General features: G+C 47.1%; 10 protein-coding genes and 1 pseudogene. 10 read left to right on the top strand and 1 reads right to left on the bottom strand.

The window, feature by feature from the left end; translation table 11 throughout:
- The first annotated feature begins 125 nt into the window (after positions 1 to 125).
- Genes DWB84_RS16080 through DWB84_RS16090 form a run of 3 tightly spaced genes read left to right on the top strand, consistent with a single transcriptional unit; the run spans position 126 to position 2,197 of the window.
- Positions 126 to 821: a RibD family protein gene (locus DWB84_RS16080; RefSeq protein WP_187410820.1), complete on the top strand. Its 696-nt coding sequence runs from the start codon at positions 126 to 128 to the stop codon at positions 819 to 821.
- Positions 818 to 1,807, top strand: coding sequence for a zinc-binding alcohol dehydrogenase (locus DWB84_RS16085; protein WP_187410821.1), 990 nt, complete (start codon positions 818 to 820; stop codon positions 1,805 to 1,807). The genes DWB84_RS16080 and DWB84_RS16085 overlap by 4 nt, the downstream gene beginning before the upstream one ends.
- Before the next feature lie 9 nt (positions 1,808 to 1,816).
- The gene (locus tag DWB84_RS16090) at positions 1,817 to 2,197 is read left to right on the top strand and encodes a 6-carboxytetrahydropterin synthase (protein WP_187410822.1); all 381 of its coding nucleotides are present in this window, start codon (positions 1,817 to 1,819) and stop codon (positions 2,195 to 2,197) included.
- On the opposite strand, the gene DWB84_RS16095 is transcribed toward DWB84_RS16090, so the two are convergent.
- Positions 2,194 to 3,372: a CDP-alcohol phosphatidyltransferase family protein gene (locus tag DWB84_RS16095; protein ID WP_187410823.1), complete on the bottom strand. Its 1,179-nt coding sequence runs from the start codon at positions 3,370 to 3,372 to the stop codon at positions 2,194 to 2,196. The two genes, DWB84_RS16090 and DWB84_RS16095, sit on opposite strands and share 4 nt — an antisense overlap.
- Before the next feature lie 593 nt (positions 3,373 to 3,965).
- Here DWB84_RS16095 and DWB84_RS16100 point away from each other — a divergent pair.
- The 7 genes and pseudogenes from DWB84_RS16100 to DWB84_RS16130 all read left to right on the top strand — a co-directional run bounded on the left by DWB84_RS16100 (position 3,966) and on the right by DWB84_RS16130 (position 11,536).
- Positions 3,966 to 4,499: a spore coat U domain-containing protein gene (locus DWB84_RS16100; protein ID WP_187410824.1), complete on the top strand. Its 534-nt coding sequence runs from the start codon at positions 3,966 to 3,968 to the stop codon at positions 4,497 to 4,499.
- A 5-nt stretch (positions 4,500 to 4,504) separates the two neighbouring features.
- Positions 4,505 to 5,026: a spore coat U domain-containing protein gene (locus DWB84_RS16105; RefSeq protein WP_187410825.1), complete on the top strand. Its 522-nt coding sequence runs from the start codon at positions 4,505 to 4,507 to the stop codon at positions 5,024 to 5,026.
- Positions 5,027 to 5,131: 105 nt separating this feature from the next.
- The gene (locus DWB84_RS16110) at positions 5,132 to 5,887 is read left to right on the top strand and encodes a molecular chaperone (protein ID WP_187410826.1); all 756 of its coding nucleotides are present in this window, start codon (positions 5,132 to 5,134) and stop codon (positions 5,885 to 5,887) included.
- A gap of 13 nt (positions 5,888 to 5,900) precedes the next feature.
- The gene (locus DWB84_RS16115) at positions 5,901 to 8,294 is read left to right on the top strand and encodes a fimbria/pilus outer membrane usher protein (RefSeq protein WP_187410827.1); all 2,394 of its coding nucleotides are present in this window, start codon (positions 5,901 to 5,903) and stop codon (positions 8,292 to 8,294) included.
- Between the two features lie 143 nt (positions 8,295 to 8,437).
- Positions 8,438 to 9,271 (top strand): spore coat protein U domain-containing protein, encoded by an 834-nt coding sequence (locus DWB84_RS16120; RefSeq protein WP_187410828.1) that lies wholly within the window; start codon positions 8,438 to 8,440, stop codon positions 9,269 to 9,271.
- 407 nt (positions 9,272 to 9,678) lie between these two features.
- Complete coding sequence (locus DWB84_RS16125) at positions 9,679 to 10,149, top strand: spore coat U domain-containing protein (RefSeq protein ID WP_187410829.1); 471 nt, start codon at positions 9,679 to 9,681, stop codon at positions 10,147 to 10,149.
- A gap of 231 nt (positions 10,150 to 10,380) precedes the next feature.
- Positions 10,381 to 11,536 (top strand): annotated as a pseudogene (locus DWB84_RS16130) (IS3 family transposase).
- Positions 11,537 to 11,566: the final 30 nt, after the last annotated feature.

The following is an 11,566-nucleotide window of genomic DNA, read 5'->3' on the forward strand; positions in this document are numbered from 1 at the left end:
CTGACGCTTTTGTCGTTCATTGTCGTTCATGTTCTTTAGTCTGGGCGAGAAGGAAAATAGGGGAATTGTCTCATTCGAGGAATTTTCTAACTCATACAGAGAGTGTTCTAACTCATGGTAGCCAAATGAATGTTCATCAGGTCTTGTCATCTTGGTTGTTGAATTCTCAACAGGAAAAATCACCGCATAATCGCCCCTTCGTCACGCTCAGTTATGCGCAGAGTCTCGATGGCAGTATTGCCCGCAGCGATCGCAAGCCATTGATTTTAAGCGGCGAAGAATCCATGCGTATAACCCATCAACTGCGCAGCCTGCACGATGGAATTTTGGTTGGAATTGGCACCGTACTAACGGATGACCCGCAGCTGACGGTGCGCCACTGGCAAGGTGAAAATCCGCAGCCGATTATTCTCGACAGCCGCTGCCGCATTCCTATGGCTGCTCGTTTGTGTCATCGCACAGAAAAAAATTGCTGGGTACTGACCACTTGTTCCGATATGAAAAGTTTTGATGGAGTCGAAATCTATCAAATGCAAGCCAATGAAGAAGGGCGGGTATGTTTAAAGCACGCTCTGGAATTTCTTTACGAACGTGGCATTAAGCGTTTGATGGTGGAGGGTGGAGCACAAATTATTACCTCATTTCTTCAAGCCGGTTTAGTGGATGCTCTAGTGCTGACAATTTGTCCGCGTTTCATTGGAGGTTATAGAGCCGTGCAAAGTCTTCATATGGATTACGTGAGCAACCTCGAGTCTGTGCAAAGCGCACGCTTAAATGATGATCTGCTTATTTGGGGAAGCCTGCGGAGTCAAAAAGTATGACGGCAGTGGAACAACTCTGGTTTACCGCACCGTTTGAATTGGAACTGCGCAAAACCGAGATGCCAATTCCCAGCCTTGGTCAGGTTCTAGTAAAAACAAAATTTTCTGCGGTAAGTCCTGGAACAGAAATGTTGCTTTACCGAGGGCAAATTCCTTCATCCATGTCTTTGGACACAACCATTGCAGGAATGCAGGAGCAATGTGCTTATCCGCTACAATATGGCTATGCCAGCGTCGGCAAAATTATTGAAATTGGTAGCGGAGTAGCGGAATCCTGGCTCGGCAAACAGGTTTTTGCCTTCCAACCTCATGCCAGTCATTTTATTTCGTATGTTGACAAATTAATTGAAGTTCCTCCGGATATTCCTGCCGAACGCGCTGTATTTTTTGCCAATATGGAGACTGCCGTTAATCTTGTGCACGACGGTGCGCCTTTGGTGGGGGAACGCATTGCGGTTCTTGGTCTAGGTGTTATTGGTTTATTGTTGACCAGCGTTTTAACTCGATTTCCGTTAAAAGAAATAACGACATTTGATCGTATCGGCGCGCGACGTGAATGGTCGCTAAAGCTCGGTGCGAATAGCTCTTTTGATCCCCAAAGTATAAGGGACCGCGAAAAAGCCGATTTAATTTTTGAAGTTAGTGGATCGCCGGAAGCTTTGAATCTCGCTATAGAACTCAGCGGCTTTACCAGCCGTATTGTGGTCGGCAGTTGGTATGGCAAAAAATCCGCACCTGTATGGCTCGGCGGCGATGCCCACCGCAATCGTTTGCGCGTTATTACTAGTCAGGTCAGCACCATCGCGCCGGAACTTGCCGGGCGCTGGAGCAAAGAGCGACGTTATCAAACCACTTGGGATATGTTGCGGCATATTACCCCGGAACAATGGATTACTCATAAAGAGCTGCTGAAAAATGCGGCAGCGCTCTATGCGCAAATCGATCGCCAGTCGGAAGATTGTTTACAACCTGTATTCACTTATTAGAGATTATTTATGTACACATTAGCAGTCAGTCGCGATTTTATTGCCCGCCATTTTCTCGTTGGTGGTGATTGGAGAGCGGAAAATTTCCCTCACGCACATCACTATGTGGCGGAAGTCAGTATCGAAGGAAATCAACTAGACCAGCATGGGTATTTGGTGGATATAGTAGATGTGGAAGCTGCACTGGAAAAAATCATCGATTATTTCCGCGATTCGCTGCTTAATGAAAAAGAGGAATTTACGGGTTTGAATCCCAGTATTGAACACTTCAGTCGAATTATCAGCGAAAAATTGATCGCCGAAATTAAACCGGCCGCCGGAGCGCAGGCACTTACGGTAAAGCTTTGGGAAAACGCAACCTGTTGGGCATCTTACAGGCACGAGCTTTAAGCTCGATCCACCCACAAATCGTCTTTGCGCCAAAGAGTGAGTTGACCTGCTCCTAATAGCAAAATGCCAGTAATTGCCATAAGCCATACAACATCTACCCAATCGAGGGCGAGGGGGCTGTAGGTCGCACTCCAGCATAGTAACAGCACACCTGCGGCTGTTCGTGCTCCTATGCCGGCAATAATCAACAACGCTAATATGCCAAATAGTATGGGAAAGGAAAAACTATCAAAGAAAATTCCATATGCAATCAATAACGCAACCAAAACGCGTAGTAGTGGTTGAAAAAAGCCATAGCTCCATGCCGCCAATTGAGCGCGAAAATGGTTTACTGTTGCATAACCGGATACGGCAAACCAGTCAAACAAAAAACCAATTAAAATCGGCACCATAAAAATAAAACCAAGCCAAAGGGTTATCGCGTTTGGAAAAGGTGGTAATAACACCACCGCAACAAATCCCATTTGAAACCCGGCCAATGTACGTCGCAAGGTGCTGGGGGGCAGGGGATAGACCGGTAGGTTTTTGTGACGGCGCCACTTAAGTCCGGCCATAAATACATAATAAGCAAGACTTACTGTCAGAAAGCTCCAATGGAACTTCCCGTAGATGAGTGCAAGCAATGGTGCAACCAGTAAACCTAGAGCATCCATTTCGGTATCCAGTTCTTTACCTAGTAACGTGGTTCTACCGCTTCGTCGCGCAACGCTACCATCCACTCGATCCAATATTGCCGCAACACCATACAGTGCGCCCGGCAACCATGCGGCAATGCCGTAAGGCAAAGGTTGTAACAGAAAACCACCAGTGAGTGCGATCAGCCATCCGCGCAATAACGTCAGCCGATTTGCCCAGCCTAAGTTGGTTAAGCAGGGAGAATCGAAATTTTCCCGATTCAAATCCCGCCGCTGCCATGCCTGCAACCATACATAAGCCCACAACAACATTGCCAATCCAGTCCAAAACAACACATTAATACCGGAAGACAATCCTGAAAGCACGGCTGAGCCAACCAGAATAACCAGAACTCCCAAAATCCCACTGATTGCCAACTCGTTTGCTGCCAGCATCGAACGTTTAAGACCTATAAGCATGCCTCTTTTCCAAAAAGAGCGAGTAAACCGGTTACAGAAAATAATGAAAGATACTTTTGCAGAAATTTCTAATAACAGCAATTGCTGTTTTGCAACAAAACAAAGAGGAGTGCATTGGTTAATATCCGCTCTGGTCAGAATTTGTTGAAATAAATAATTTGCCGACTACATTTCCGGGAATAAAAAAACATCAACTTTTGCTGGTGTGGACAATAAAGGCAAGCTCATATTGGGGGATTTAATCGGTTTAAGCAGATTCAGGTACATTGAAAAGATCTGGCACTTAAATCAACAGATCTAGCGGGAGTTAGCCTAGTGACGGTTAACAATAAAAATAAAAAAATGTTGAGAAATTTCAATAGACTACCCTAAAAAATGGGTAGTTTTACTTAATGTGAGTACCTGTCATATTTATCGTACATATATGATCTCTAGTGCTCCGCTTTGCTTCGAATTTTTTTGTTTTTTATTTTGAATAATTATTTTCCCTGAAAATTTCCTGCTTAGCCTTTCAAAAAAGCTCCAGTTGAAATTAACTGCGAGCTCATTTTCCCGCCAAAAGAATCGAGTAGATTTTTGCAAAAATGTGATCTAGCTTAAGGAAAAGGAAAAAATTGACTGAAGTTTTTTCTTTTTTTAACTCTCTCGTGATAACTCAACAGCGGGATACTTTTATGAATAAGCTAAAAGCGTTTTTTATTTCTTGTGCATGTCTGGCATCTAGTGCGACTTATGCTGGAACAGTCAGCGGTGTCCTTACTGTGCAGGCAGAAGTAGGTCAAGGCTGCCAGATTGACGGGGCAGCTGGAGGCGGCGGAACCGTAAACTTCGGTGTTTTAGATTTCGGTTCCATTCTTACTCTGGCGATTGACGAGGACGTTACTGCTCAAACCAGTGGCACGGCGGGAGGAAGTGGCATCAGCCTAACCTGTACAAATGGCACTGACTATAGCATCGCGTTGAATGATGGTGAAAATTACACCGGCACATCGCGCGCTATGAAACATGCGGGCAGCGGTTCACTGCTGGGATACGCACTTTATAAAGACCCGGCACACACTGACGAATGGACATCCGGAGCAGCTGTTCTCGCCACGAGCGATGGCACTACGGAAAACTATACCGTATATGGTGTTATCCGTGGTGGCCAAGTCGCTGCTCAAGCCGGTGTTTACGAAGACAATGTTCAAGTAACTATTAGCTGGTGAAGATTGTGCGCGCATTGTTTTTCGGGTGGTTAATTGCAGGTTGGTCGGCTTTAGCAATTGCAAACAACGATCAACAGCTGCAGGCAAATCCGACTGAAATACGATTGGAAATTGTCAATGGTTGCGAACTTAATGGTCAGCGGGATAGCGCAAATTTAGGCACGTTGGATTTTGGTGGTGTCTATAACCTTGATTTCGCAATAACAGCTGAGACAACTTTGGGAAATGGCAGTTTAAGTTTGAAATGCACCCCCGGAACCAATGCGCGCATTTTTTTAAATAAAGGAACTCATGGTACCGATATTGATAACCGAGTGATGCTTAATGTGCCCAGTGGTCAAACGCTCCGTTATCAGCTTTACACTACACCTGCGCGAAATATCGTTTGGGATGACGTTGTAGGTGTTTCGGTGGCGTTCATCAATGATGATGAACAATTAATACCTATTTTCGGCACCATTCCCGTTCAGGCGTTGCCCGTCAGCGGTTTATACACAGACGTAGTCACCGTTACAGTGCAATATTAGACGTCACATCAAAATAACGGATCTGCACCTATTTTGAGTGGCCTCTAGGAACAGTTAAAACCACTGCGCCGCCATCAACTTTTGCACAAACATAGGGTTAACGCCATGAGCTTTCGCCGATCTTTTGTATCTGCGGCTTTGCCGTGCATGTTGTTATGTGTTTTTTCGATGGGATGCTATGCCGCTAGCCTCACCGTATGGCCGATCGATCCCTATATTCAACCGCCGTCACAGGCTGTCGCCATTCGGGTTCGTAATACTGGTAATGAGCCAGCGCATTTGCAGTTGCGCATTTATCGTTGGGTACAAGAGCGCTCGGAAGACGAGCTAATTCCTCAGGACGAAATTGTCATAAGTCCGCCAATGGTTCTGGTGGAACCACAAGCGCAGCAGTTATTCCGCATTGTTCACCGCTCGGGCGCACCTAATTATTCAAGTGAGGTCAGTTACCGCATACTGATCGATGAAATTCCAAATAACCAAAAGAAAAGCTCCGCGCCTTTGCAGTTCCAAATGCGCTATTCGCTGCCGTTTTTTATTTTCCCGCAAGTTCACAAGCGGGATGAAAAACGCGATAAAAATTTTTTGCGATTTCGCATCACCAATCCGAAAAAACCCGAAATTACCGTTGTCAATCACGGGTCTTCTCATTTTCGCCTAAGCCAGGTGTTTGTGCAGAATGGCAATACTCGTATTCCCATTGCTGAAGGTCTTCTCGGTTATGTGTTGCCAGGCTCCACTATGACTTGGCCAATACCACTGGATAAGCTGACGCCCCAGCAAATTCAAAGTCTGGTGCACGCCAGTGAAATAACCTTTACGCAAAATCATCATCAATACCGCGTAAGACGCCTTGACTAAGTCGGTGGGAATCATGTCCGGTTTACGCCTAAGTTGTATTGTGTTGATTGGGACTCTCTTTCCGTTGCAAGCCTTAGCGGAAGTTTTCTATCTCGAACTGGTGATCAACGGGAAACCCGTAGCGATTTCAGCCGTCAACAAGCAGGAATCAAAATGGTTTATCCCTGCATCCGACTTGCGCGCTGCCGGGGTTAAATTGCACGAGGCCTCTCTTGGATTCGTGGATGTAACCAATATCGAAGGCGCGTCGGTTAGCTATGATGAGGCGCAACAGCGGCTCCTTATAACCTTGCCGGCAAGTTATTTGCCGGAGCAAACGGTAGGGCCGAAAAAATCCCGGCCCCAAATTACGCCGGGAAATGCGGGTGCAATGCTGAATTACGACTTATATACCACCAGAACCAATTTGGACAGATCCTGGAATTTCTCGGCCTGGCACGATCTGGTTCTGTTTGGATCATCTGTATTTGTTACCAGCACAGGGATTTATCGCGATGATCCCGCTCTTACGCGCGGCGAAGGTTACACGCGCTTTGATACCCGATTGCAGTACGACAACACAGACCAACTGTGGACGCTAAGCCTCGGCGACGTGATCAACGGTGGAAACTACTGGACGCGCAGCTTGCGTATGGGCGGTCTGCGTTTTTCCCGCGATTATTCCATCGACCCGCAATTTGTGACTTATCCGGTACCGGAATTTTTCGGTGAGGCAGCCTTACCCAGCAGCGTTGAATTATTGATTAATGATCGCAAACGCTTGAAAGAGGATATAGAGCCAGGCCCGTTTGTGGTGGATGTCCCCACCTATATTTCCGGCGCAGGCGTAGCACAAGTGGTTACCAAAGATGTGCTCGGTCGAACTCAAATTCAGGAAGTCAATTTTTATGTCAGCAGCCAGCTGTTAAAGCCAGGGCTTTTTGATTATGACGTTTCTGTAGGTTATCCGCGCGAACACTTCGGTTTAATGTCGGATCAATACGATAATCATCTGGCGACCAGCACACGCCTGCGCTATGGTGCAACCGATTGGTTTACCCCGGAAGTGGTCGCGCAAACCTATAAAGATTTGCATCTGTTGGGTGCTGGAACAACCTGGCGACTCGGTCGCTTCGGTATTTTGGAACTGTCCGCTAATCACAGCGATACAGATCAAAACAATGCCTGGCAAAAAGGTTTTGGTTATCAGTACCAAAGAGGCGGCATGGGGTTTGCGCTGCGCAATATTATCCGCGATAGAGGCTACGCGGACCTGTCTCGCGTAGGTGGTGCTAATCCCGCGCTTAGAGAAGTTCAGGCCAGTGTTTCCTTTTCTCAGGGCGAATTGGGCAATTTCAGCTTCGGTTATTTCCGTCTGGATTACGAAGACAGAAACCCCTCTACGACGGTAGTCGTTCCGCAAAATTTGGTTCCATCGATGAATAATGCTTCCATTTTTCAGCCGAGCGAACAGCAGAAGGAGCGGCAAAAAAACCAATTTTTTAATTTCACCTGGAGCCGAGGCTTTTCGCGTGGCGTCAATGTGCTGGCTACCGCCGCGCGAGATTTTGACTCATCCAAGTTTGATTGGAGTTTATCCATCAGCTTTCCCGTGGATTATGCCGGTTATTTCAGTGCGTCTCGCCGCGAGAACCAGCGCGGGTCAGACACTAAACAAGTCAGTTTGCAGAAAACAGCACCTTACGCGGGCGGTTTGGGCTGGCATTTTTCCTATCTGGATACAGATCCCGTGGGCTACCACCAAATGATGTTTAATTGGCGCGACAAATATGCCAATACTTCCATCGGCAGCTACGGCTCAAATCTGCTTCGCAATTATTATTTAGGTGTGACTGGTGGGCTGGTGATGATGGATTGGAATGTGTTCGCGACGCGCGAAATTTATGATTCTTTTGCGCTGGTGGATACCTCCTTGCCGGATGTGCCGGTTTATGTCGGCCAGCGATTCGCAGGCAATACAAACCGAAAGGGCAAAGCACTGGTAACGGATTTGTCCTCTTATGCCACCAATAAAATATCCATCGACCCGATAAATCTTCCTGCGCAAACGATTTATGAATCCACCGAACAATATGTTGTGCCGGCGCGAAGGGGAGGTCTGAAATTGACTTTCCCTGTACAAACAACCCATTCGGCCCTGGTTATCCTGGTTAATAAAAAAGGTGAATATCTGCCTATGGGCGCGCAGATCCGTGTGCAGCGCGGCAATGAATCCAAGAATGCAGATGAGCGTGTCATCGTAGGTTGGGATGGCGAAATATTTCTGCAGGATTTTGATCAACCTGTCGACCTGGTCTGGGAAGAGGGCAACTGTGTTGTTTTGGCCGTACCGCCTGATTTATCCCACAGTGATTTGCCGCGAATTGGTCCTGTTATTTGCCAAACATATAGGAGCAGCAAGCCATGAAATTATATTCCGCAATAGGGTATTGGCTGACGGCAACGTTTTTGCTGTTAGGTTGTTTCTGTGCTCAGGCTGAATGCACAGTTGCGCCTGCAACGTTGGACAACCCCGTCAATTTCGGCACGGTGCCTTCGCGGGATGTGCCATTGGGAAGTATCAGTCCCAATGGTGGTGCTCCAGCCACATATTTCTATGCCGACTGCACGGTTCTTTTAACTATAGGGCTCTTGAGCGCGGCTGGATGGATCGAATACGAAGTGTTGGAACCACTCGAACTCATCAATGGTGAGAGCACGATTAGCTACGTTATCGCCAGCACAGCAGATTACACACCTGTGATTACGCAACCGGGCGGGACCATAGGAGGTGTTGGTGGCTTGGATTTATTAAGCCTCACGCTTTTAGCAAATACCCAGCAAATGCATATACCTCTATATATAAAAACCATCTCAACAGGAATATGGCCAACAGCGGGAACCTACACTGGTATTCAAAAACTGTCCGTAAGGGGCGAGATATGTGAACTTCTCAGTATCCTTAATATATGCCTCTTAACTTCTACTTTTTCACGCGTTGTTGATATGCCCCTCGTCCTGGAAGTCAGCAAAAGCTGTGAATTTTCCAGTGTGGCAAGCCAAGTGGATATGGGGCAAATGAGCTTTTTGGAAGATGCAGAAACCGCAACGCTGAATGCAACAGTGCGCTGCACCAATCAGGAGGATTATTTGCTCTATGCCGATAATGGAGATCATTACAGTGGTGGCTTCCGCAATATGGAGAGTACTACCGGAACCAAAATTGCCTACGAAATTTTCCATCATGGCTCTCCTTCTGAACCTTTGACTGCGGCCAACCCTATGTCCAGAGAGGGCACCGGTGGTTTTGAAGCCGTTTCATTACCTGTTCGAGTGGTCCCAGGGCAGGAAACACCTGTCAGCGGGGTATATAAAGATAATATTCGGTTGATTTTGGAATATTAAAAAGCGCTGGCGGTCCTCGGGGTGCCTGTCTCGGCCAAAATTCCGTTTAACCGAGGCCCAAATTTGGCTACACCCGGCTGATTGCCTCCATCGAAATCTCACCCAACCTGCTTAGGCCGGGTTGCGTAGTCCTACTCTGCCCGACCAAGTATCGCAAATCCCAAGCCCAATGTTTTCGGGGCTTCCAGCCGCCTTATTGTGCAAATTACGAATTTTTATCAATCTCCCATAAAAAAAATTATTAGAGATCGTAACGGAACATGTTTAATTTGGCGCCAAAGGAAAAAACCGCATGAATTTCCTTTTATTTTTTTAACTCTCATGCAGCAGTAACTTAACTGAGAGCCTTATAGATTATGAGTAAGCTTAAAGCCCTTTTTATAACTTGCGCTTGTTTGGCATCAAACATGGCTTTGGCCGGAACAATAAACGGCACCCTCGCCATTCGGGCAGAGGTAGGGGCCGGATGCCAGATCGACGGCACTAGCGGTGGAACCGCGAATTTCGGAGTCTTGGATTTTGGTCCCATCCTGACTCTCGAAATCGAAAATGACGTCTACGGGCAAACCAGCGGCGCAGGTGGAAACGGCATCAACTTAACTTGTACCCAAGGCACCGCCTATACCATTACCCTGGACGATGGTGAAAATCACACCGGGGCTAGACGTGCAATGCGCCATTCCGGAGGCGCGACCCTGGAATACGAACTCTATAGAGATGCATCCCTTACTCAAGAATGGTCATCATCTACACCAGTGAGCGCCAGTGCTACTGGAGTTTCCGAGTCTCATACCGTTTACGGCGTTATACGCGCAGGGCAAACAGCCGCTGCTCCCGGCGCCTATCAGGACAATGTTCTGGTAACAATTTCCTGGTAATCTCCAAATGCGCATTGGTTTCATTGAAACTGATGCGCTTATTTCTCGCGTTAATTCCTCTCTTATTATCCCGTAGCTCGGAAAAGGCGCAGCCGCCTTCCGACATAGCCCCGAATCACACCAATCGCTATCTTCTTTTTATTGTAGGAAGGTCGAGTTGTAGTGGCATAGTGAATTTGGCCACCTAATTAGAAGTGATATTATCACTTCATCTAACTAAATAGGTGTCCAATGAGCAATCGTACCAGACCAACCTTTAGCCCTGAATTTCGCCATGAGGCAGCACAGCTAGTTGTGACAAAAGGCTATACCGTTCGCGAAGCGGCTGAGTCGATGGGAGTCGGTTTATCCACGATGGATAAATGGGTTAAACAGCTTCGTGCAGCGCCGGAAGGTCGACAGTTAAAAGGTGCGCCGGTAACGCCCGAACAGCAGCGAATTCGCGAGCTGGAAAAGAAAATTAAGCGCATCGAGACGGAGAATGAAATCCTAAAAAAGGCTACCGCTCTCTTGATGTCCGACTCACTGAACAATTTGCGCTAGTTCAGCAACTCAACGAGAGCTATCCCCTTAAAACACTGTGTGATGCGTTTGGTGTTCATCGCAGCAGCTATCGTTATTGGGTTGGGCGGCCTGACAGCATCGATGCAGAGCATGTTCGCCTGCTCAGTGAGGTTCGTGCTGTGCACACTGAAAGTAACGGCTCAGCGGGCGCCAGATCCATTGCTAATGTGGTGACCACCCGAGGCACTCCTTTGAGCCGTTATCGTGCAGGAAGACTGATGAAGCAACTGGAATTAGTGAGCTGCCAGGTGCCGAAACACAGTTATAAAAAGCCGATCAAGAGCATGTTGCCATTCCCAATAAATTGGATCGGCAATTTACGGTTAGCAAGCCGAATCAAGTATGGTGTGGCGATGTCACTTATATCTGGATCGGTACGCGCTGGGCTTATCTGGCATTAGTGTTGGATTTATTTGCTCGTAGGCCAATTGGTTGGGCGCTATCTTTGTCTCCTGACAGTGAGCTAACAAAGCGCGCTTTAACCATGGCGTTTGAGGCGAGAGGAAAACCTAAGGATGTCATGTTCCACTCTGATCAAGGCTGCCATTACACCAGCAGAAGTTATCGACAGTTGTTGTGGCGTTATCGTATTGACCAAAGCATGAGTCGACGTGGTAACTGTTGGGATAACGCACCGACGGAACGATTTTTTAGAAGTTTAAAAGTGGAATGGGTGCCGACATTTGGCTACCGAAATTTTAAAGAAGCGGAGTGTTCGATAACGGATTATCTGTTGGGTTACTACAGCCAAACTAGACCGCATCGTCACAACGGTGGATTATCGCCGGTGATGGCAGAGCGAGAGTATGCAAGTAACTCTTAAATTGTGGCCAAATTTACTTGACCACTACAA

The sequence above is a fragment of the Saccharophagus sp. K07 genome, from assembly GCF_014336955.1.
Taxonomy (GTDB): Bacteria; Pseudomonadota; Gammaproteobacteria; order Pseudomonadales; family Cellvibrionaceae; genus UBA5868.

Coding starts and splice junctions, on each gene's coding strand:
- DWB84_RS16125 (WP_187410829.1), top strand. CDS start 9,679: ATGGCTTTGGCCGGAACAATAAACGGCACCCTCGCCATTCGGGCAGAG.
- DWB84_RS16080 (WP_187410820.1), top strand. CDS start 126: ATGAATGTTCATCAGGTCTTGTCATCTTGGTTGTTGAATTCTCAACAG.
- DWB84_RS16100 (WP_187410824.1), top strand. CDS start 3,966: ATGAATAAGCTAAAAGCGTTTTTTATTTCTTGTGCATGTCTGGCATCT.
- DWB84_RS16085 (WP_187410821.1), top strand. CDS start 818: ATGACGGCAGTGGAACAACTCTGGTTTACCGCACCGTTTGAATTGGAA.
- DWB84_RS16110 (WP_187410826.1), top strand. CDS start 5,132: ATGAGCTTTCGCCGATCTTTTGTATCTGCGGCTTTGCCGTGCATGTTG.
- DWB84_RS16115 (WP_187410827.1), top strand. CDS start 5,901: ATGTCCGGTTTACGCCTAAGTTGTATTGTGTTGATTGGGACTCTCTTT.
- DWB84_RS16090 (WP_187410822.1), top strand. CDS start 1,817: ATGTACACATTAGCAGTCAGTCGCGATTTTATTGCCCGCCATTTTCTC.